The 21,017-nt window shown below is 72.9% G+C and carries 20 protein-coding genes; 11 read left to right on the top strand and 9 right to left on the bottom strand.

All coding sequences use genetic code 11. The annotated features are described in order from the left end of the window. The first annotated feature begins 452 nt into the window (after window positions 1–452). The gene (locus tag ACWCYY_RS07250) at window positions 453–2,279 is read left to right on the top strand and encodes a glycosyl hydrolase family 18 protein (RefSeq protein ID WP_345284968.1); all 1,827 of its coding nucleotides are present in this window, start codon (window positions 453–455) and stop codon (window positions 2,277–2,279) included. An 87-nt stretch (window positions 2,280–2,366) separates the two neighbouring features. Here ACWCYY_RS07250 and ACWCYY_RS07245 read toward each other — a convergent pair whose 3' ends face one another. Further along, window positions 2,367–2,924: a MarR family winged helix-turn-helix transcriptional regulator gene (locus tag ACWCYY_RS07245; protein ID WP_345284970.1), complete on the bottom strand. Its 558-nt coding sequence runs from the start codon at window positions 2,922–2,924 to the stop codon at window positions 2,367–2,369. 121 nt (window positions 2,925–3,045) lie between these two features. On the opposite strand from ACWCYY_RS07245, the gene ACWCYY_RS07240 reads away from it, so the two are divergent. The 5 genes from ACWCYY_RS07240 (at window position 3,046) to ACWCYY_RS07220 (ending at window position 9,100) form a co-directional block, all read left to right on the top strand. After that, window positions 3,046–4,332 carry an MFS transporter gene (locus ACWCYY_RS07240; RefSeq protein ID WP_345284972.1) on the top strand — a complete coding sequence of 429 codons (1,287 nt, stop codon included), beginning with the start codon at window positions 3,046–3,048 and terminating at the stop codon, window positions 4,330–4,332. A gap of 187 nt (window positions 4,333–4,519) precedes the next feature. After that, window positions 4,520–5,896 carry an FAD-binding oxidoreductase gene (locus tag ACWCYY_RS07235; protein ID WP_345284974.1) on the top strand — a complete coding sequence of 459 codons (1,377 nt, stop codon included), beginning with the start codon at window positions 4,520–4,522 and terminating at the stop codon, window positions 5,894–5,896. A 130-nt stretch (window positions 5,897–6,026) separates the two neighbouring features. After that, window positions 6,027–7,550, top strand: coding sequence for a dolichyl-phosphate-mannose--protein mannosyltransferase (locus ACWCYY_RS07230; protein WP_449795396.1), 1,524 nt, complete (start codon window positions 6,027–6,029; stop codon window positions 7,548–7,550). Further along, window positions 7,550–8,293, top strand: coding sequence for an ABC transporter permease (locus ACWCYY_RS07225; RefSeq protein WP_449795395.1), 744 nt, complete (start codon window positions 7,550–7,552; stop codon window positions 8,291–8,293). The genes ACWCYY_RS07230 and ACWCYY_RS07225 overlap by 1 nt, the downstream gene beginning before the upstream one ends. Before the next feature lie 219 nt (window positions 8,294–8,512). Then, the gene (locus ACWCYY_RS07220; protein WP_345284980.1) at window positions 8,513–9,100 is read left to right on the top strand and encodes a TMEM165/GDT1 family protein; all 588 of its coding nucleotides are present in this window, start codon (window positions 8,513–8,515) and stop codon (window positions 9,098–9,100) included. Window positions 9,101–9,103: 3 nt separating this feature from the next. Here ACWCYY_RS07220 and ACWCYY_RS07215 read toward each other — a convergent pair whose 3' ends face one another. Beyond that, window positions 9,104–10,096, bottom strand: coding sequence for a peptidoglycan-binding domain-containing protein (locus ACWCYY_RS07215; RefSeq protein WP_345284982.1), 993 nt, complete (start codon window positions 10,094–10,096; stop codon window positions 9,104–9,106). Between the two features lie 261 nt (window positions 10,097–10,357). Between ACWCYY_RS07215 and ACWCYY_RS07210 the strand changes: the two genes are divergently transcribed. Continuing rightward, window positions 10,358–12,406, top strand: a complete 2,049-nt coding sequence (locus tag ACWCYY_RS07210; RefSeq protein ID WP_345284984.1) for an MFS transporter — start codon at window positions 10,358–10,360, stop codon at window positions 12,404–12,406. Window positions 12,407–12,558: 152 nt separating this feature from the next. After that, window positions 12,559–13,479, top strand: a complete 921-nt coding sequence (locus ACWCYY_RS07205) for an LLM class flavin-dependent oxidoreductase (RefSeq protein ID WP_449795394.1) — start codon at window positions 12,559–12,561, stop codon at window positions 13,477–13,479. A gap of 18 nt (window positions 13,480–13,497) precedes the next feature. Here the strand turns inward: ACWCYY_RS07205 and ACWCYY_RS07200 are convergent, their stop codons facing one another. Both ACWCYY_RS07200 and ACWCYY_RS07195 read right to left on the bottom strand, forming a co-directional pair. Then, on the bottom strand, window positions 13,498–14,346 hold the full coding sequence (locus ACWCYY_RS07200; RefSeq protein WP_449795393.1) for an N-acetyltransferase family protein: 849 nt from the start codon (window positions 14,344–14,346) through the stop codon (window positions 13,498–13,500). A 54-nt stretch (window positions 14,347–14,400) separates the two neighbouring features. After that, window positions 14,401–14,859, bottom strand: a complete 459-nt coding sequence (locus ACWCYY_RS07195; protein WP_345284996.1) for a MarR family winged helix-turn-helix transcriptional regulator — start codon at window positions 14,857–14,859, stop codon at window positions 14,401–14,403. 98 nt (window positions 14,860–14,957) lie between these two features. Here ACWCYY_RS07195 and ACWCYY_RS07190 point away from each other — a divergent pair, with 98 nt between their 5' ends. From ACWCYY_RS07190 to ACWCYY_RS07180, 3 genes are read left to right on the top strand one after another with little or no spacing between them, the layout of a single operon-like run. Continuing rightward, the gene (locus ACWCYY_RS07190; RefSeq protein WP_345284998.1) at window positions 14,958–15,305 is read left to right on the top strand and encodes a DoxX family protein; all 348 of its coding nucleotides are present in this window, start codon (window positions 14,958–14,960) and stop codon (window positions 15,303–15,305) included. Between the two features lie 47 nt (window positions 15,306–15,352). Beyond that, complete coding sequence (locus tag ACWCYY_RS07185; RefSeq protein ID WP_345285000.1) at window positions 15,353–16,147, top strand: hypothetical protein; 795 nt, start codon at window positions 15,353–15,355, stop codon at window positions 16,145–16,147. A gap of 10 nt (window positions 16,148–16,157) precedes the next feature. Continuing rightward, entirely contained in the window at window positions 16,158–16,487 is a 330-nt protein-coding gene (locus ACWCYY_RS07180; RefSeq protein WP_345285002.1) for an antibiotic biosynthesis monooxygenase family protein, read from the top strand. Window positions 16,488–16,566: 79 nt separating this feature from the next. Here ACWCYY_RS07180 and ACWCYY_RS07175 read toward each other — a convergent pair whose 3' ends face one another. Genes ACWCYY_RS07175 through ACWCYY_RS07155 form a run of 5 tightly spaced genes read right to left on the bottom strand, consistent with a single transcriptional unit; the run spans window position 16,567 to window position 20,974 of the window. Continuing rightward, window positions 16,567–17,052, bottom strand: coding sequence for a hypothetical protein (locus ACWCYY_RS07175; RefSeq protein ID WP_449795392.1), 486 nt, complete (start codon window positions 17,050–17,052; stop codon window positions 16,567–16,569). After that, window positions 17,049–17,378 (bottom strand): plasmid mobilization protein, encoded by a 330-nt coding sequence (locus ACWCYY_RS07170; protein WP_449795391.1) that lies wholly within the window; start codon window positions 17,376–17,378, stop codon window positions 17,049–17,051. The genes ACWCYY_RS07175 and ACWCYY_RS07170 overlap by 4 nt, the downstream gene beginning before the upstream one ends. A 22-nt stretch (window positions 17,379–17,400) precedes the next feature. After that, window positions 17,401–18,264, bottom strand: coding sequence for an ECF transporter S component (locus ACWCYY_RS07165; protein WP_345285008.1), 864 nt, complete (start codon window positions 18,262–18,264; stop codon window positions 17,401–17,403). Beyond that, entirely contained in the window at window positions 18,261–19,877 is a 1,617-nt protein-coding gene (locus tag ACWCYY_RS07160; RefSeq protein ID WP_449795390.1) for an ABC transporter ATP-binding protein, read from the bottom strand. The genes ACWCYY_RS07165 and ACWCYY_RS07160 overlap by 4 nt, the downstream gene beginning before the upstream one ends. Beyond that, a complete protein-coding gene (locus tag ACWCYY_RS07155; RefSeq protein ID WP_449795389.1) occupies window positions 19,874–20,974 on the bottom strand; it encodes an energy-coupling factor transporter transmembrane component T in 1,101 nt (366 codons plus the stop codon). The genes ACWCYY_RS07160 and ACWCYY_RS07155 overlap by 4 nt, the downstream gene beginning before the upstream one ends. Window positions 20,975–21,017: the final 43 nt, after the last annotated feature.

The following is a 21,017-nucleotide window of genomic DNA, read 5'->3' as shown; positions in this document are numbered from 1 at the left end:
CGAACGGGCGAACCCGCACCGGAACCGCCTGGCTGGAGCCGGCCACGCGGCGGTACGTGGGGACGGGGATCCACCGGGGGCGGTTCAAGGTGGAGGTGCCGTTCGGGGTGGAGATCGATTTGACGGAGATCGAGCGGATGTGAGGCGTTTGAAGCCGGTCCCACCCAGGTGGGACCGGCTTTTGGCTGTTCACGGGCAGGAAGAACCTTAAGGGGAGCTCAACGGGGAACTTCGGGTCTTGACGGGGGAGTTGGTCTAGTCCATTTTTGGTGCCCAGGTGCAGGGAGCCCCTGATCCGGCGCCGGTGGTCCAGACCTCCGGTGCCGGTTCGGCGCCCCTGTTCCCGTTCCACCTCCACTGGCGTGCCCGCCAGCCCTCGCGGCCCCACCCCGCGCGGGAGGAACCCACGGGCGGCGCGGCAGTTCCCCCACGACCCGGAGGTTCACGAGCACATGAACCGAGTTATCCAGGAGCCGGCGACCCGTCGGCGCCCGAAGGGCCTGGCCGCGCTGGCGGTCGGCACGGCGGCCTCGCTGCTGCTGGGCGCGGGCCTCGCGCTGACCGCGGGCACCACCGCCCAGGCGGCGGCCGGCAACAGCACCGGTGCCCCGGCGACCAGCGGCGGCATCAAGGTCGCCTACTTCGACCAGTGGTCGATCTACGCGAACGCGTACTACCCGAAGACCATCCAGGACACCGGCGTCGCCAAGAACCTGGACTACATGATCTACTCGTTCGCCAACATCCACCCCACCAACCTCACCTGTTTCGAGGCCACCAAGGCCGCGTCCCAGGACGAGAACAACGGCAGCGCGGGTGACGGTGCGGGCGACGCGTTCGCCGACTACCAGAAGACCTTCGACGCCAACACCGCGGTGGACGGCGTCGCCGACGCCTGGGGCCAGCCGATCGCGGGCAACTTCAACCAGCTGAAGAAGCTGAAGGCGAAGAACCCGAACCTCAAGATCCTGATCTCCATCGGTGGTTGGACCTACTCGAAGTACTTCTCGGACGCGGCCGCCACGGACGCCTCCCGGAAGAAGCTGGTCTCCTCCTGCATCGACATGTTCATCAAGGGCAACCTGCCCGTCGACGCCGGCTACGGCGGCGCGGGCACGGCGGCCGGGATCTTCGACGGCATCGACATCGACTGGGAGTACCCGGGCGGCGGCGGCCACACCGGCAACCACGAGTCGGCGGCCGACAAGCAGAACTTCACCCTGCTGCTCAAGGAGTTCCGCGAGCAGCTGGACGCCCAGGGCACGGCGGACAAGAAGACCTACGGCCTCGCCGCCGCGGTCGGCGCCGGCCAGGACAAGATCAAGAACATCGAGACGGACAAGGTCGGCCAGTACCTGACCTTCCTGGACGTCATGACCTACGACATGCACGGTGGTTGGGACGCCAAGGGCCCGACGAACCACCAGGCGCCGCTGTACTCGGGCCCGAACGACCCGATGACCCCGGTCAAGCCGGGCACCGGCAAGTACTCGATCGACGCGGCCATCAAGGCGTGGACCGTGGGTGACGCCGAGTACGGCATCCCCGGCGGCTTCCCGGCCAAGAAGATCAACATGGGCATCCCGTTCTACTACCGCGGTTGGACCGGCGTGCCGAACAACGGCAAGAACGGCCTGTTCCAGACCGCGACCGGCCCGGCCGCCGGTGCCGCGATGAGCGGCAACGTGCCCGGCATCCAGATGTACAAGGAGCTCGCGGGCTTCGTCGACAACCCGGCGAAGACCTTCTGGGACGACCAGGCGAAGACCACGTACTTCTACGACGGCTCCACCTTCTGGTCCGGTGAGGACGCCCGCTCGATCCAGGCCAAGGTCGACTACGCGCACTGCAACGGCCTGGGCGGCTCCTTCGCCTTCTCCCTCTACGACCTGGGCACCAAGACCGCCCTGTTCGACAAGATGGTGTCGGCCACCAACGGCTCCGCCGCCGACTGCCCGGCCGCGCCGACCGCCTCGCCGTCCCCGAGCCAGTCGGCCAGCCCGTCGGCCAGCGCTTCCCCGAGCACCTCGGCCTCGCCGTCGGCCAGCCCGAGCGTGACCAGCTCCCCGTCCTCCACGGTGACTTACCCGACTCCGCCGGCCAACGCCTGCGCCCAGTCGTGGAGCGCCGGTGCGGTGTACGCCACCCCGACCAAGGTCTCCTGGAAGGGTCACAACTACACCAACAAGTGGTGGACCACCAACGAGGACCCCTCGCTGAGCGGTCAGTGGGGCGTCTGGACCGACAACGGCGCCTGCGTCGTGGTCGCGACCCCGTGATCTGAGCACTCGTCAGGAAGGCCCCGGACTCCACTGGAGTCCGGGGCCTTCCGGCGTTCGGGGCGGGGACGGGATCAGGGGACGGGGTCAGAGGTCCTCGGTGCGGCCGAGGGCGTCCGGTTGGCTCTCCTCGATCCGGCGCAGCATCCGGCCGAGCATCTCGGAGAGCGCCGGGCGCTCGTCGGCGGTGATGTCCTGGAGCAGCTCCTCCTCGAAGACCGCCGCCATCCGCATGGACTCCAGCCACTTGGCCCGCCCGTTCGCGGTCAGCTCGATGATCACCCGGACCCGGTTGGCCTCGTCCCGCTCCCGGGTGACCAGGTCCTCGGCCACCATCCGGTCGATCCGGTGGGTCATCGCGGCCGGGGTCAGCCCCAGCCGCTTGGCCAGGTCGCCGGGCCCCAGCTGGTAGGGGCTGCCGGCCACCACCAGTGCCTTGAGCACCTCCCACTCGGCGGGTGTGATCCCGAGCACGGTGAGCTGGCGGCCGTAGGCGACGCTCATCCGCCGGGCGACCCGGGAGAGGGTGGACACGATGGTCTCCACCTGAGGGTCCACAGTGGGGAACTCCCGCTGGTAGACGGCCACCTGCTCGGCGATGGCCAGCTCGCCGGGGTTCGGCGTAGCGGGTCTGGGTGCGCTCATGGCTCCATCCTCCCACGGCTCGGTGCACCTGTTAAGACTTTGACAAGCAAGGCTTCCAGTCCTTAGAGTTTAGGTCTGAAATCTTCTGGGCTTAAGAGTATCTCTTGAAAGGGTGTGCACGGTGGCCGGCACGGTGAAGCAGCAGGGCAGGCGTCTCGGGGCGGGCGGTCCGCTGCGCCGCGTCCAGATCGGAAACGCGCTCAGCGCGTTCGGCAGCGGGTTCACGATGCCGTACATGTTCGTCTACGTGGACCAGGTGCGCGGGCTGGGCTCGCTGGCCGCCGGGATGGTGTTCACCGTCTTCGCGCTGGCCGCGCTCGCCGTGCTGCCGTTCACCGGCCGGGGCATCGACCGGTACGGGCCGCGGCCGGTGCTGCTGGCCGGTGCCGCGATGGCCGCCACCGGCGCGTTCGCCTTCGGGCACGCCACCGGCACGGCCGCGCTGATGGTCTCCTCCTTCCTGTTCGGCGCCGGTGTGACGACCTGTCAGCCCGCGCTGGCCACGATGATCGTGCGCTGCTCGACCAAGGCGAGCCGCTCGCGGGCCTTCGCGCTCCAGTTCACCCTGATCAACCTCGGCATGGGCATCGGCGCCCTGGTCGGCGGCCAGATCGTGGACGTGGCCGAGCCGGCCAGCCTGACCCGCCTGTTCACCATCGAGGCGCTCACCTTCCTGGGCCTGGCCCTGGTGACCGGTACCGCCCGGATCCCGGCCGCCGAGCCGGTGCTCACCCCCGCCGGTGGCTCCAAGGGCCCGCAGGGGCTCACCGCGCTGGTCAGGGACAAGGCGATGCTGCGGCTCTGCCTGCTGGCCGGTCTGATCTTCTTCACCTGCTACGGCCAGTTCGAGTCCGGCGTCGCGGCCTTCGCCACCGACACCGTCGGCACCGCCCCGTCCACCCTGGGCCTGGCGATCGGCGCCAACGCGCTGACCATCGTGGTGCTGCAGATGTTCGTCGTGAAGATCACCGAGCGCCGCCGCCGCACCACGGCGATGGCCGCCGCCGGTGTGGTCTGGCTGGGCGCCTGGCTGATGGCCCTGGTGGCCGGACTGGTCCGGGGCGAGGCGGTGGCCGCCACCGTCGCGATCATCGCGGTCTACGCGCTGTTCGGCGTCGGCGAGTCGCTGCTGGCCCCGACCCTGGGCCCGATCGTCGCCGACCTGGCCCCGGCCCGGCTGCTCGGCACCTACAACTCGGGCTACGCGCTGGTGAAGCAGATCGCCATCGCGGTCGGCCCCGCCGTCGGCGTGCTGCTGGTCGGCTCCGGCACCTGGCCGGTCTACCTGGCCGCGATGACGCTCTGCACCGTGCTGATCGTGGTGCTGGCACTGCGCCTGCGGGTCGAGCTGACGCCGGCTCAGGACAACGCCCGGATCACCGTCGAGAAGCTCGGCACCGCGGCCTGATCCGGCCCCTCGCGAGCCCCACGGCCCGGCCGTCACCCGAGAATGCGTCGGGTGACGGCCGGGTCTACGTTTGAGGGACGTGGAGCGCGTCGGTGCGGCCGTGCGGGGTGTCCCGCCGTCCCGGCGCCGGGGGAGGGCGGCACGCCGGACCAGCAGCAGGGGCGCCCCTCCTGAGAGGGCGAGTGCCATGGCCGCCGAACTCCACCCCAAACTGCTGGCCGATCTGCGCGCCGGCTTCGCCGGTGAGGTGATCACCCCCGACGGAGCCGGGTACGACGAGGCCCGCACGGTCTTCAACTCGATGATCGACCGTCACCCCCGGGTGATCGCCCAGTGCGAAGGACCGGCCGACGTGGCCGCCGCGATCGCCTTCGGCCGGGAGAACGGCCTGGAGATCGCCGTCCGGGCCGGCGGCCACGCCGTCACCGGAGCCTCCGTCAACGACGGCCTGGTGGTCGACCTGCGCCGGATGAACTCCGTGGTGGTCGACCCGGAGGAGGGCACCGTACGGGTCGGCGGCGGAGCGGTGATGGCCGACCTGGACCGGGCCACCCAGCCCTACGGCCTGGCCACCACCGGCGGCCGGGACTCCTCCACCGGCGTGGCCGGGCTCACCCTCGGCGGCGGCTCCGGCTGGCTGGAGCGCAAGTACGGCCTGGCCTGCGACAACCTGCTCGCGGTCACCCTGGTGACGGCCGAGGGCGAACTGGTCACCGCCGACGAGGACCGTCACCCCGAGCTGTTCTGGGCCCTGCACGGTGGCGGCGGGAACTTCGGCGTTGCCACCCAACTGACCTTCAAGCTCCACGAGTTGCCCAACTTCACGATGGCCATGCTGCTCTGGCCGCCGGAGGCCGGCCCCACCGTCCTGCGCCGCTACACCGAGTACATGGCGGCCGCGCCCGACGAGGTCGGCGGCGGCTTCGTCTACCTCACCGGCCCGCCCGAGCCCTTCGTCCCCGAGCAGCTGGTCGGCAAGCTGACCGTCGCCGTGCTGCTCACCTACACCGGCGGCGAGGCGGCGGCCCGCGAGGTGTTCGCCCCGATGCTGGCCGACGGCCACGCCGGGGAGATGATCGCCGAGCTCCCGTACGCGGACGTCCAGTGCATGCTGGACGACCCGCCCGGGGAGCGGAACTACTGGTCGGCCGAGTACCTGAGCGAGTTCCCCGGGCAGGCCGCCGACCTGTTCTGCGCCCGGGCGCCGGAGATGATCTGCCCCTCCGCCTCGATCCACGTGGTGTTCCCGATGGGCGGCGCGGTGGCCCGCGGCGCGGGCGACCACCCGGTGCCCTGGCGGGTGGCCCCCTGGGCGGTCCACCCGTTCGGGGTCTGGGAGGACCCGGCCGACGACGCGCGGGGCGCGGCCTGGGTGCACGCGGTGCGGGACGACATGAAGCCCTGGTCGATCGGCGCCGTCTACCTCAACTTCATCGGCGACGAGGGCCCGGACCGGGTCGCCGCCGGGCTCGGCACCGGCAACGCCCGTCGGCTGGCGGCCGTGAAGTCGGCCTACGACCCGGAGAACGTCTTCCACCTGAACCACAACATCGTCCCGGCCTGAGGTGATCGTCCTCGCCTGACCCGCCGTCACGGCTAGGATTCCCGGCAAAGCCGACAAAACTGTCGGACGGTCAGGGCGCAGGGCCAGGCGACGAATCGGCGAGGGCATGACGGCGACGACGCAAGCGGACGTGGGCAGGACCGTCGTCGAGAGGGTGCAGCAGTCCTGGCCGGCCCGGCACTCGGGCTGGCTCGGGCCGGTCGCGGTGGCGCTCTTCGCCGGGCTGCTGCGGTTCTGGAACCTCGGGTACCCCAACGCCTTCGTCTTCGACGAGACGTACTACCCCAAGGACGCCTGGTCCCTGCTCCGGCAGGGCTACGAGGGCGTCTGGCCGGACGACGCCAACGCGCTGATCCTCGGCGTCCCGCAGCAGATCCCGCTGACCGGCGCCCCCGAGTTCATCGCCCACCCGCCGCTGGGCAAGTGGGTCATCTCGCTCGGCGAGTGGGCCTACGGCCTTCACCCGTTCGGCTGGCGGTTCGCGGTCGCCCTGCTCGGCACCGTCACGGTGCTGATGCTGGCCCGGATCGGGCGCCGGCTGTTCGGCTCCACCCTGCTGGGCTGCACCGCGGCGCTGCTGATGTCGGTGGACGGCCTCCAGTTCGTGATGAGCCGGGTCGGCCTGCTGGACGGCGTGCTGATGTTCTTCGTGCTGGCCGCCTTCGGCTGCCTGCTGGTCGACCGCGACCGGACGCGCGAGCGGCTGCCCGCGTACCGGACCGGCGGCCCGTCGGGCGCGGCGGACGGGGACCGGGCCCGGCTCGGGTTGCGGCCCTGGCGGCTGGCCGCCGGGGTGCTGCTCGGCTGCGCCTGCTCGGTGAAGTGGAGCGGCCTTCCCGTGCTGGCCGCCCTCGGCCTGCTGACCGTGCTCTGGGACCAGGCCGCCCGCCGCCGGGCCGGGGCCCGCCGGCCCTGGCCCTCGATGCTGCGCCGCGACGCGGTGCCCGCCTTCCTCTCCACGGTCGGCGTCGCGGCTCTGGTCTACCCGCTCTCCTGGACCGGATGGTTCGTCACCGACGGCGGCTACGACCGGCAGTGGGCCCAGGGGTCGTCCTGGGTGCCCGCGGCGCTGCGGAGCTGGTGGCACTACCAGCAGCAGATGTACGACTTCAACACCGGACTCTCCACCCCGCACACCTACCAGTCCAACGCCTGGAGCTGGCTGGTCCAGGGCCGTCCGGTCTCCATGTACTGGCAGCAGGTGCCCGACGGCCAGCAGGGCTGCACCAGCTCCGGCGGCTGCGCCTCGCAGATCCTCGCCCTCGGCACCCCGCTGCTCTGGTGGGCGGGCTGCTTCGCCCTGCTGTACGTGTTCTGGCGCTGGTTCTTCCGGCGGGACTGGCGCTCCGGTGCGGTGCTCTGCGCGGTGGCCGGGATCCTCCTGCCCTGGTTCGGCTACCAGGAGCGCACCACCTTCTCCTTCTACATGGTGGTGTTGGTGCCCTTCCTCTGCCTGGCGGTGGCCCAGATGCTCGGCGCCCTGCTGGGGCCCGAGGGGTGCTCGGCGGAGCGGCGGCGCTGGGGCGCGGTGGGTGCGGGCGCGATCGTGCTGGCGGTGATGGGGTGCTTCGCGTTCTTCCTGCCGCTCTACACGGCGGAGGTGATCCCGATGTCGGACTGGCAGGACCGGATGTGGTTCACCACCTGGATCTGATGGCCGCTCAACTGCTGCCCGTCGGACCCGCGCTGGGGGTGGCGACGGCGCTGCTGCTCGCGGCCAGCGTCGCGGTGGCCGGGCTGGGCCGGCTCGGGCACGGGGCGGCGGTGCTGCGGGCCGGGCTGCGGGCGGTGCTCCAGCTGGCCGCGGTGGCGTTGGTGATCACCTGGGTGGCCGGGTCGATGTGGACCTCGGCCGCCTTCGTGCTGCTGATGTTCTCGGTGGCGGTGCGCACCGCCGGGCGGCGGATGGTCCCGGCCGGCCGTGGGTGGGGGTGGGCCGCGGTGCCGATCGGGGCGGGGGTGTTCCCGGTGCTGCTGCTCCTGCTCGGCTCCGGGCTGCTGCCCTTCCAGGGCCTCTCGGTGATCCCGGTCGCGGGCATCCTGACCGGCGGCGCGCTGACCGCCACCTCCTTGGCCGGGCGCCGTGCGCTGGACGAGCTGACGCAGCGTCGGGGAGAGGTGGAGGCCGCCCTGGCGCTCGGTTTCGAGGAGCGCGACGCCCGGCTGGAGATCTGCCGCACGGCCGCGGCCACCTCGCTGGTCCCGGCGCTCGACCAGACCAGGACGGTGGGGCTCGTCACGCTGCCCGGGGCCTTCGTCGGGATGCTGCTGGGCGGGGCCAGCGCGCTGGAGGCCGGGGCGGTCCAGCTCTTCGTGCTGGTCGCTCTGCTGGTGGTGGAGGCGGTGGCGGTCGTGGTGGTGCTGGAGCTGGTTGGCCGGGCCGCGGTCAGCAGGTAGGCTTGCCGGGTTGTTGAAGGGGAGTAGCCCTCCACCGGAGCGTCGACATACTGGCTCGCCCGTACGGGAGCCCGGTGCCCGGGACACCCGTTCGCGGGTGTCGGCGAGACCTTCGGCCGCAGTGCTGTGAACATTGACCAGTGCTGCCGTGCCGAGGCGTCCCCTTCCACGGGTCATCGCGGCGGGCAGCCCCGACCCGATGAAGGGCCACACGCTCCGATGAGTATCACCGTCGCCGCGATCACCTTCGGCATCGTCTTCCTCGCCGAACTCCCCGACAAGACCGCGCTGGCCTCCCTGGTGCTCGGCACCAAGTACCGCGCGAGCTACGTCTTCGCGGGCATCGCCGCCGCCTTCGCCCTCCAGGTGGGCATCGCCCTGGTGGCCGGCCACCTGCTCTCGCTGCTGCCGCAGCGCTGGGTGGAGGGCGTCACCGGTCTGCTCTTCCTGGCCGGCGCGGTGATGCTGCTCTGGCCCAAGGGCGAGGAGGAGGACGAGGGCCACGAGGCCAAGCAGCCCTCCTCCGGCTCCTTCTGGAAGGTGGCCGGCGCGAGCTTCCTGCTGGTCGCGGTGGCCGAGTTCGGCGACCTCACCCAGATCATGACCGCCAACCTGGCCGCCAAGTACGCCGATCCGCTCTCCGTCGGCATCGGCGCCTGGCTGGCGCTGTGCTCGGTCAGCGCCATCGCCATCCTGGGCGGGCAGAAGCTGCTCCAGTACGTCCCGATGAAGGTGATCATCCGGGTGGCGGCCTGCATCATGCTGGCGATGTCCGCCTTCAGCCTCTTCAAGGCGGCCACCGGCTGACGGTCAGCTCCGCTTCTCCAGCGCCGCGCGGGTCTTGGGACCGTAGACACCCCTGGGGTCGCCCTTGACCTCGCGCGGGACGTTGTCCTGGAAGTACTTGACCGCCCGCACGGTCTCCTCGTCGTACACGCCCTCGGTGAAGTCGACGTCCCAGGCGATCCAGGGGAGGGCGGTGAGCAGGCGCTGCTGGAGCTCGGCCACGTCGGGGCCCTCCATGTGGAGCTCCAGCACCCGGGGGGTCGGCGGCGGTGCGGGAGTGGTGGTGCTCGGCGCCGCGCTGGTCGGCGCTGCCGAGGTGACGGGGGCCGGGGCGACCGGGGCCGTGGTGGTGGGAGCGGCGGTGGTGCGGGCCGGGGTCGGCTTGGGCTTGGCGGTGGTGCGGGTGGCGCTCGGGGAGCCGGTGGCCGAGGGGGTCTCGGCGGCCGACTCGGGGGTGGGGGTGGGGCTGGGCTGGTAGGAGCCGACCGGGACGGGCAGGGCGTTGTCGTTCGAGTCCTTCGCTTCGGTGGGGGCGAGCAGGAAGGCCAGGCCGGCGCCGACCGCCGCGATGCCCACGCCCGCGCCGATGATGACGGTGCGTCTGCGCCCGGCCGACTCCTGCTCCTGCTGGCGCCGCTCGGCCCGGCCGCCGGGAGCGCCCTGGGGCACGTTGCGGAAGCCGAAGACGCCGAGGTCGGCCTCGGCGGTGGGCGGCGGCGGGGGCGGGCCGGGCACCAGCTGGAGGTCCGCGATCTGCTGGACCGGGATCGGTTGCTGGGTGGGCGCGGGCGGCACCGGGTACCCGGGCGGTGCGGGCGGAACCGGGGGGAGCAGCTGGGTGGCGGCGGCGTCCTGCGGCGGCGCGGCCATCGGCGGCGCGGGCGGCATCAGCTGGGTGGCGAAGCCGTCCGGCGGGACGGGCGGCATGACCTGGGTGGCGAACGGGTCGTCCGCCGGGGCGGCCGGGGCGGGCACGTACGGCCGGACCAGCGGCCCCTCGTGGTGCTCTCCCGGCATGGGCCGGCCTCCTCGGTGGTGGTGGCGCTCGAACGGGGCTGATTATGCAGGAGGTTCCGGTGGGTGGACAGGGACGCAGGGGAGCTTGTCCGGGTTGGTGCCGAATCCGGACAGGTGAAGGATCGGTGGCCGTCAGCGGTACGGATGGCGCAGCGACCTGATGCCGAATCAGACATTTCTGACATCATGGGGGAATCTGTCTGATCATCATCCCGGGTGCGGTGCGGGTACCGTGCGGGCCCCGAGCAGCGAGGAGCGGGCATGGCGGAGGCGGCCACGCCGGTGCGGTCCGGGGAGCCGGAGCCCCCGGGGGAGACGGTCCACAAGCTGTGGGTGCCGATCGGCGCCCTGCTGCTGGCGATGCTGCTGGCGGCGCTCGACCAGACCATCGTCTCCACCGCGCTGCCCACCATCGTCAGCGACCTGGGAGGCCTGGAGCACCTCTCCTGGGTGGTCACCGCGTACATGCTGGCCTCCACGGCCGCCACCCCGCTCTGGGGCAAGCTCGGCGACATGTACGGCCGCAAGCGCTTCTTCCAGGCGTCGATCGTGCTCTTCCTGATCGGCTCCGGCCTCTGCGGACTGGCCCAGAACATGGGCGAGCTGATCGCCTTCCGCGCGCTCCAGGGCCTGGGCGGCGGCGGTCTGATGGTGCTCTCGCAGGCGATCGTCGGCGACCTGGTCCCGCCGCGCGACCGCGGCAAGTACCAGGGCCTGTTCGGGGCGGTCTTCGGCGTCACCAGCGTGCTCGGGCCGCTGCTCGGCGGCGTCTTCGTCGACAACCTCAGCTGGCGCTGGGTGTTCTACGTCAACCTGCCGATCGGCATCGTGGCGCTGCTGGTGATCGCCGCCGTGCTGCACGGCAGCGAGGTGAAGCGGCAGCACACCATCGACTACCTCGGCACCGTCCTGATCGCCGCGGTCGCCACCTGCCTGGTGCTGATGACCTCGCTCGGCGGCACCACCTGGGAGTGGGGCTCCTGGCAGATCATCGGCCTCGGGGTGCTCGGACTGCTGCTGCTCGCGGTCTTCGTCCAGGTGGAGCGCCGGGCGGTGGAGCCGGTGCTGCCGCTGCGGCTGTTCCGCTCGTCGACCTTCAGCCTGGTCGCGGTGATCTCCTTCGTGGTCGGCTTCGCGATGTTCGGGGCGCTGACCTACCTGCCGACCTTCCTCCAGGTGGTCATGCAGGTCTCGCCGACCATGTCCGGCATCCACATGCTGCCGATGGTGCTCGGCATGCTGCTCACCTCGATCGGCTCCGGCCAGATCGTCTCCCGCACCGGCCGCTACCGGGTCTTCCCGATCGCCGGCACCGCCGTGACGGCGGTCGGCCTCTGGCTGCTCTCCCGGCTCACCGAGCACAGCTCCACCACCGAGATGAGCCTCTACTTCCTGGTCTTCGGCCTCGGGCTCGGCCTGGTGATGCAGGTGCTGGTGCTGATCGTGCAGAACTCGGTCGGCTACGAGGACCTCGGCGTGGCCACCGCCGGCGCCACCTTCTTCCGCTCGATCGGTGCCTCCTTCGGCGTCTCGATCTTCGGCACGATCTTCGCCAGCGGGCTCAACCGGCGCCTGGTCGAGGACCTGACCGGCGTTCAGCTGCCGCCCGGCTTCAGCCCGGAGGCGATCTCCTCCGACCCGCGCTCGATCGCCACCCTGCCCGCGCCCGCCCAGGCCGGGATCTACCACGCCTACGCCGAGTCGATCACCCAGGTCTTCCTCTACGCGGTGCCGGTCGCGGTGCTCGCCTTCGTGCTCGCGCTCTTCCTGCGGGAGCAGCCGCTGCGCACCACCGTCACCGCCCCCGACCTCAGCGAGTCGATCGGGGTCAACCCGGTGGAGCGCTCCTCGCTGGACGAGATCGCCCGGGCCCTGTCGGTGCTCGGCACCCGGGACGCCCGCCGCGACCTGTTCCGCCGGATCACCGCCGAGGCCGGGCTCGACCTCAAGCCCGCCTCCAGCTGGCTCATCCTCCAGATGCACCGCCACGGCTACGCCGAACCGGCCGAACTGGCCGAGCACAAGACCGTGCCGGTGGCCGTCATCGAGGAGGCCGCCCGCGAGGTGGAGGGCCGCGGCCTGGCGGTCCGCAACGGGCTGCCGCTGCGCCTCACCGAGGCCGGGGCCGAGGTCGCGGACCGGCTGGTCGCCGCCCGCCGCTCCCAACTCGCCAAGCTCCTCGGCGACTACGACGAGCAGCAGTTCACCGAACTCGCCGACCTGCTCACCAAGCTCAGCTCCCAGCTCGGCGGCGACCGGCCCGACCGGGCCCCGCAGCCGCCGCAGCGCGGCGAGGGCCGGACGTACTGAGGCGGCCGCCGCAGGTGCCCGCGGGGGACGGCCGGACTGCCCCCGGTGACCGACGGACACTGCCCGGGAGTACGTCAACTGGCGGAGGTGGGTACGCACTCCGTCGATAGGGTCTGTTCCCGCCGCCACTGATCCGGAGGGCCTCACCCGTCATGCGCATCGGACTGTCCATTCCCCAGTACGGCCGGTTCGCCGGCCCCGGGCTGTCGGCCCGCCTCGCGGCCGACGCGGAGCAGATCGGCTACGACAGCCTCTGGGTCGGCGACCGCATCCTGGTCCCGCGCGAGCCGCAGAACCGCTACCCCGGCGGGACGGGCGTGGCACCCGACGAGCACCGCACCTTCCTGGACCCGCTGACCCTGCTCACCGTCGCGGCCGGCGCCACCCGCCGCGCCCGCCTGGGCACCAGCACCCTCAACGCGCTCTGGTACCCGCCGGTCCTGCTGGCCCGTACCCTCACCACCCTCGACGTGGTCAGCGACGGCCGCCTGGACGTGGGGCTCGGGCTGGGCTGGTCCAAGGACGAGTACCAGGCGGTGGGTGTCCCCTGGCGCGGCCAGGCGGCCCGGCTGGAGGAGACGCTGGACGTCCTGGAACGGATCTGGGCCGACGGCGAGGAGGTCTCCCACACCGGCGACCTGTGGACCGTCCCGCCCTCCGCCATCCAGGCCAAGCCCGTCCAACGCCCGCGCCCTCCCCTGCTGTTGGGCGGCACCAGCCCCGGCGCCCTGGAGCGGGCCGGCCGCCGCGCCGACGGCTGGCTCGGCGTCGGCCTCCCCCTCCCGGCCCTCACCTCCCTCTGGACCACCGTCCGCGGCCACGCCGAGGCGGCCGGCCGCGACCCCGACGCCCTCCGCCTCGTCCTGCGCGTCAACCCCGTCCTCACCCCGACCGAGGACGACCGCACCCCCGGCCGCGGCACCCCGCACCAGCTCGCGGCCTACCTCTCCTCCGCCGTACGGCAGTTGGGCGCCGAGCCGCTGATCGACCTGCACTTCGCGGCCCGGGACGGGGACGAGTACCTGGCCCACGCCCAGACCCTGCACGACCTGCTGCGGGACGCGGCAGCATGAACTCCCGGAATCCCTGAGTCAGTTGACCGGGCGGGAGCGGGTCTCGTCGATGACGGTGAAGCCGGTGGCGTCGTAGAGGTTCATGGCGACCTCGTTGCCGCCGAAGACGTTGAACATCAGGGAGTCGTCGCCGCCCTGGCGGGTGATCCACTCGCCGGCGGCCATGGCGGCGCGGCCGTGGCCCTTGCCGCGGTGCTGCTCGTGGATCTCCAGGGAGAAGCCGAAGGTGGTGCCGGGGAGGAAGGAGTGCTGGACCCAGCCGGTGCCGACCACCTCGCCGGCGGCTTCGAAGGCGTAGAAGCCGTGGCCGGGGGTGTGCCGGCCCTGGGGGAGCTCCTCGGCGAAGTCGCGGTCGGACTTGGCCTTGGCCTCCTCGGGGGTGAGAGCGCCGGCCCGGAGGATGTCGAAGATGTACGCGGCCTCCTCCGAGGCGCGCCAGGCGGGGAACTCGGCCTCGGTGAGCGGACGGACCGTCAGGCCGGGCGGTGGCTGCGGGGGTTCGGTGGTGGAGAAGGTGCGCATCCGGTTCTGGCCGATGACCGGGTAGTCGGCGAACGGGCCGGGGCCGCCGGTGCGGCGGGTCTCGATCCGGGTGGCGCCCCGTTCGGCGCACCAGCGTTCGGCGAAGGGGAGCGCGGCCGGGTCGGTGAGGTCGTGGACGCCGCCGAAGCCGTCGACGACGGAGAGGGCGAGCCAGTGGGTGCCGTCGGTGAGGACGGTCCAGTCGGGGAGGCGCTTGGTGCCGCGGTCGAAGAGGGCCCGGGCGAGGGCGGGTGAGCACCCGGCCTCCTGGTAGGCGGCCAGCGTCCGCCGCTCGAAGTCGGCCTGCCAGACGGTTCGGTCGCTTGCTGCCTGATAGTCGGTCATCGGGCCACCCTAGGAGCGGGGCCCGCCGATGGGCAGTGAATTACCGGGTGGGCGTCAGGCCTCGCAGGCGTGGTCGCCCGGGGAGGTGTTGATCCGGCCCAAGAGCTTCCGCAGGGTGGCCCGTTCGCGTTCGGAGAGGTCGCCGAAGAGGGTGGACTCGACCTCGGTGAGGGTGCGGTCGAGGTGGTCGAGGGTGGTGGTCCCGGCCGGGGTGATCTCGACGATGTGGCGGCGGCGGTCGGCCGGGTCGCGGCGGCGCTCGACCAGACCGGCGCCCTCCAGGTCGTTGAGCAGGGCGACCAGCACGCTCGGGTCGACGCCGAGCCGCTCGGCGAGCTGCCGCTGGCCGACCGGGGCGGAGCCGAGGTGCATCAGGGTCATGGTGTGCCGCGGGCCGAGGCCGCTGGTGCTGAGGGCGCGGCGGATGCGGGTGTCGGTGGCCGCGCCGTGCCAGGCCAGCACGAACCCGAGTCGGTCCATCGGCCCGTCGGCCGGTCCCTCGGCGTTCTCCATGGGCCCATCGTAGCCGGGCGAGAATCATTGGTTGACTTATATCGTTGATGGTGTTCAATGATTGCCGTCCATCTATGAATGATCCCCCTGGAGTCCCCGTGTTCATCGCGTACGTCGTGCTGGCCGTCCTGCTCGCGGTCGGCCTGAGCTTCTCGGCCCGCGCCTTCCTGACGAAGGACCCCAAGATCGTCGGCGGCCTCCCCGCCCTCGGCGTCCCCGAGAGCCGTCTCCCGCTGCTGGCCGCCGCCAAGGCGGCGGGCGCGCTCGGCCTGCTCGCGGGCATCGCCTTCCGCCCGCTCGGCATCGCCGCCGCCGTCGGCCTGGTGCTCTACTTCCTCGGCGCGGTGGTCGCCCACCTGCGGGTCGGCGACACCAAGGGCGCGCCCGGCTCGGTGCTCTTCACCCTGCTCTCCGCGGCGGCCCTGGCGCTCGCGCTCGCCTCCTGACCGGAAAGCCGAACGGCCGTCCGGCCGGCGCTTGTTAGCATCCGGCCATGGCACGTAGTGAGCTGATCGAGGTCGTGGCGGTCGACGAGGCCGACGGCCTGCCGCTGGGATCCGCCGAGTACGCGGTGCAGGAGCTCCCGGAATCCTTCGAGCCGGGCGTCCGGCTCGGCATCGGCGGGGCCCACTGGGAGGTCGTCCGGGCGCAGCCGGCCGCGCGGGCGGAGGTCCTGGCCGAGGGGCGGGCGGTGCTGACGGTCCGTCGGATCGAGACGGCCGACCCGCAGCAGGTCGGCTACACCCTCCCGACCCTCTGCGCGGAGCTGCCGCCGCTCTCCCCGGCGCCGGGCGGCGACGACGATCTGGTGATCCACGAGGACGACTGGCGGCAGACCGAACTGGTCGAACGCCGCCTCCTGGCCGGGGTGGAGGCGGAGCTGCGGGCGGTCCGGCGGATCTGGGACGAGTGCTCCTCCCGGGTCGGCGAGGGGGAGTCGGCCTTCTGGGGCTTCACCGAGCTGCACCTGCGGCGGGGCCCGGCGGAGCCGCTGGCCGGCTCCCTGACGCTGGGCCGGCTGTACGAGCTGCTCCCCGTGACGCGTACGTACACCGGCGTCTCCCTGCGGGACGGCCAGGGCCGGGTGACCAGCTCCTTCGCGGTCGAGGCCGGGCCGGTGGTGGTCTACGGGCGCTGCGACGGCGAGCAGGTCCTGGCGGTCGGGCTCGGCGCGGCGGTGGCACCGCAGGACGTCCCGTGGCTGGCCGGGCTGATGGCGGAGTTCGACCTGCTGCTCGTCGACTGGTGCGCGGGAGGGTACGCGGAGGCGGCGGGCTCGGCCCCGTAAGGTGGGTGGCATGTCTGTCGTGAAGATCAACGTGTTGACGGTGCCCGCCGAGATGCGGGAGACGCTGGAGCAGCGGTTCGCCTCCCGGGCCGGCTCGGTCGAGGGCTCGGACGGCTTCGAGTGGTTCGAGCTGCTCCGCCCGGTCGAGGGCAGCGACCGCTACCTCGTCTACACCCGCTGGGCCAGCGAGGAGCACTACCAGGCCTGGGCCGACGGCCCGGCCCGCGCCGCCCACGGCGGCGGTGCCCCGAAGGACGGCGAGCAGCCCCGCCCGGCCGCCACCGGCGCCGAGCTCTGGTCCTTCGAGGTCGTCCAGTCGGCGGGCCCGAAGCAGGCCTGACGCCAGGCGAGTTGCCCCCACCGGCCCCGGCCCGCCCCTACGGCGCGCCGGGGCCTCCGTGCGTCGGGACGGCGCCGGGTCACACGGGGATGACGTGAACGTCATGGGCGTTGAGCGCGGTGAGGTAGGCGGTGATGTCCGCGGGGTCGCTGGTGAAGACGGCGGCGCTGCCGTGGCGGGCGGCGGTCAGGGCCACCAGACCCTCGACCGCGTCGGGGCGCTTCTTGGCCGGGAGGTCGGCCGAGCCGAGGACGGTGCCGATGCGCTGCCAGTCCGTCAGATCGGGCCCGGTGGCGCAGGTGATGCAGGAGGTCTGGCCGGCTGAAGTGGGACGCATGGCAGGTGACGAACTGCGCGCCTGGGGCACGGTGCAGTCCCGGAGCATGACGGCGAGGCCGTGCACGAGCCCGGGGGTCGGCCTCCAGACCTGGGCCAGGACCGGCCCGAGCACCACCGCACGGTGGGGCGTGTCCTTGAGTCGCGCGTGCAGCGCGACCGCCTTCGGCTTGCGGTCCGCGAGGGCGATCAGCATCCCGGTGTCGTAGACCGGGACCCGTGCGGTCACGCTGCGTGGCCCGGACGGGCGGCTTGCGGGTCGGTGCCGTAGACCAGTGCCATGGCTGCCTCGACCTCGCGCCGCTCCTCTTCCGTGAGGTCCTCGGCCGTGACCTCGGGCAGAGGGGGAAGCGAGTCGGCGGCGGCCGCACTGGCGGCCGCGATCGCGGAGTCGATGTGTGCGAACTGGGCCTCGGCGGCCTCCACTTCGGCCATCTGGCGGGTGGCCGCGTTGACGAGGTAGGCGGAGACGTCCATGCCGGCGCGTTCGGCGTGCTGCCTTATCCGCTCGGCGTGCTCCTCGTCGAGGCTGATGCTGATCCTGGTCTTGGCCATGCACGCCATTGTATGACGCGTATTACGGGCGCCCAAGGTGCGTGTCGGTGGGCTCGAAGGTGGCCGGGGTGGAGAAGGCGGCGCGGCGGGTGGCTCGGCGGAGGGTGCGGAGGACGGGGGCGCCGATGGTGAGGCAGAGGGTGGCGGTGAGGGCGGCGCGGGGGAGGTCCCAGCCGAGGGAGGTGGTGAGGCAGTAGGCGAGGAAGTGGGCGAGGTTGGTGGTGAGGGGGGCGTCGGGGGAGTAGGAGAGGGCCGGGGGGAGGCCGGCGCCGAGGTAGGGCCAGCCCTGGAGGTTCATGACGGTGCCGTAGGCGAGGGCGGAGAGGGCGCCGTAGGTGGCGAGCAGGGCGAGTTCGCGGCGGCCGCGGAGGGTGGCGGGGCCGGGGAGGAGGCCGGCGCCGAGGCAGACCCAGCCCATGCTGAGCATCTGGAACGGGAGCCAGGGGCCGACGCCGGCGGTGAGCAGGGCGGAGGCGAACATGGTGAGCGCGCCGAGGACGAAGCCGAAGCCCGGGCCGAGCACCCGGCCGGAGAGCACGATCAGGAAGAACATCGGCTCCAGCCCGGCGGTGCCCGCGCCGAGCGGGCGCAGCGCCGCGCCGACCGCGGCCAGCACGCCGAGCAGGGCGACCGACTTGGCGTCCAACCCGGCCTGTCCGTCGCCGCCTTCGGAGATCTGGGCGATGACGACGCCGATGAGCAGGGGCATCAGCAGCGCGAACAGCCACGGGGCGTCGGCGGAGTGGTAGGCCAGGGTGGAGGAGGGGTCGGCGAGCAGTGGCCAGCCGAAGGCGATCACGCCGATGACGGTGATGAGCAGGAGCAGGGCGACGGAGCGGCGGCCGAGGGGGACGGGGCGGTCGAGGGAGGTCGCGGGGGCGGTCACGAGGCGGACTCCGCGAGGGCGGCGGTGACCTGGGGGACCGTCAGCCAGGGGAGCGGGGCGAGGACCTTGGCGACCTGGGGGGCGAAGGCCGGGGAGGAGACCACGATCTCGGCGCTCGGGCCGTCCGCGACGATCTCGCCGTCGGCCAGGATGACGGTGCGGTGGGCGAGTTCGGCGGCCAGCTCCACGTCGTGGGTGGCGAGCAGGACGGCGTGGCCGTCGGCGGCGAGTTCGCGCAGGACGGTGACCAGGCGGGCCTTGGCGGCGTAGTCCAGGCCGCGGGTGGGCTCGTCCAGCAGGAGCAGCGGCGGGCGGGCGGTGAGGACGACGGCGAGGGCGAGGGTGAGCCGTTGGCCCTCGGAGAGGTCGCGGGGGTGCAGGGCGTCGTCGATGCCGGGGAGCAGCCGGGCCACCAGGGCGCGGCAACTGCCGGGCTCCGCGCCGGAGTCGGCGTCGGCCCCGGCGCACTCGGCGGCCACCGTCTCGGCGTAGAGCAGGTCGCGCGGGTCCTGCGGGACGAGGCCGACGTGGCGGATCAGCTCGCGGGGCTTGGCCTTGTGCGGGGCGGTGGCCAGCTCGCCGAGCCGGACGGTTCCGGAGTCGGGGCGGTGCAGGCCGGTGAGGGTGGCGAGCAGGGTGGACTTGCCCGCGCCGTTGCGGCCCATCAGGGCGGTGATCTCCCCTGCGGAGAGCGAGAGTTGGACGCCTCGTAGGACCGGGTTCGGGCCGCGCCTGACCACCAGGCGGCCGACCTCGGCCAGGGTGGGGCCGGGAGTGGCCGAGGCGGCGGGCGGCGTCCGGCCGTCCAGGGCGGCGCGCAGCGGGGCGGCCTTGCGGCGGGCGTCCCGGACGGTCAGCGGCAGCGGGCTCCAGCCGGCCGCCCGGCCGAGGCCGACCACCGGCGGGTGGACCGGCGAGACGGCCATCACGGCGGCCGGATCGTCCAGCAGGGGAGGGGAGTCGGGGGAGAGCAGCAGCACCTGGTCGGCGTACTGGACCACCCGCTCCAGGCGGTGTTCGGTGAGCAGCACGGTGGTGCCGAGGTCGTGCACCAGGCGCTGCAGCACCGCGAGCACCTCCTCGGCCGCGCCGGGGTCGAGGGCGGAGGTCGGCTCGTCCAGCACCAGGACCCGGGGGTGGGCCGTGAGCACGGAGCCGATGGCGACGCGCTGCTGCTGGCCGCCGGAGAGGGCGGTGAGCGGGCGGTCGCGCAGCTCGGCCAGGCCCAGCAGGTCGAGGGTCTCCTCCACCCGGCGGCGCATCACCTCGGGGGCCAGGCCCAGGGACTCCATGCCGTAGGCGAGTTCGTCCTCGACGGTGTCGGTGACGAAGTGTGCCAGCGGGTCCTGGCCCACCGTGCCGACCACGTCGGCGAGTTCGCGCGGGCGGTGCTCCCGGGTGTCCCGGCCGGCCACGGTGACCCGGCCGGTCAGCACGCCGCCGGTGAAGTGCGGGACCAGGCCGCTCACGGTGCCCAGCAGGGTGGACTTGCCGACCCCGGACGGGCCGACCACCAGGCAGAGTTCGCCCTCCGGGACGCTCAGGCTCACCTCGCGCAGCACCGGGGCGGCGGCGTCCTGGTACCGGACGGAGACCTGGTCGAAGGTGATCACGGCTGCCTCGGGGTGGGAGTGGGGGCGACGAAGGCGGGGAGCAGGCCGAGCAGGACGGCCAGCGCGGGGAGCAGCGGCAGGGTGGGCCAACTCGGCGGCACCACGGTCGGGTTGAAGCCGGTGGGATCGTGGAGCGAGAGCAGCACCAGCAGCCCGGCCACGGCGGCGCCCGAGCCGGCCACCGCCCACTCGCGCCAGGCCCACGGGTCCGGCCGGTAGCGGGTGCGCACCGAACGGCGGCCGCCGAGCGCCAGCCCGGCCCCGGCGGCCAGCAGGCCGAGCACCAGGACCGGGAGCGCCCAGCCGCCGCCGTCCGCGCTGAGCAGCCCGTAGCAGGCGGCGCAGACGCCGATCAGGCCGAGCAGGGTCAGCGCCGCGGTGGTCCGGGCGATCCTCGGCGGTACGTCGGCGGTCCGGCCGAAGCCCCGGCTGTCCATCGCGGCGGCCAGGGCGACGGACCGTTCGAGCGCACTCTCCAGCACCGGCAGCCCGACGCTGAGCAGCGCGTTGACCCCCTTGTCCGAGCGGCCGCGCAACCGCCGCGCGGTGCGCACCCGTTGGACGTCGGCGACCAGGTTCGGCGCGAAGGTCATCGCCACCACGGCGGCCACCCCCGCCTCGTAGAGCGCGCCGGGCAGGGTGCGCAGCAGGCGGGAGGGGCTGGCGAGGGAGTTGGCCGCGCCCACGCAGATCAGCAGGGTGGCCAGTCGCAGGCTCTGGTAGAGCGAGAAGAGCAGCGCCTCGAGCGTCACCCGGCCGCCGATGCGCACCCCCTGCGCCCAGTCGGGGAGCGGGAGTTGGGGCAGGGTGAGGACGACGTGGGTGCCGCCGACGGCCGAGCCGAGCAGCACGGTGAAGACCAGCCGGATCCCCAGCACCACCAGGGCGAGCCGCAGGAAGGTTCCGTAGGAGCGGGCCCACGGCTCGGTGGAGCGGCGGGCGGCGACCACGTACCCGGCGACGGCGACGATCAGCAGGAGCAGCAGCGGGTTCGTGGTCCGGGAGGCGGCCGCCCCGAGGCCGAGCGCCCAGAGCCACCACGCGCCGGGGTGCAGACGGCGCGGGCCGATCGCGGAGCGGGTGGTGGCTCGGGACACGGGGAGGACCTTCGGGACGCGAGGAGGGGAGGGGGAGGGAGTG

It is taken from the genome of Kitasatospora sp. NPDC001664 (assembly GCF_053596675.1).
Note: the sequence above shows the minus strand (reverse complement) of the source record. Positions and strands in the feature narration are given on the sequence as shown.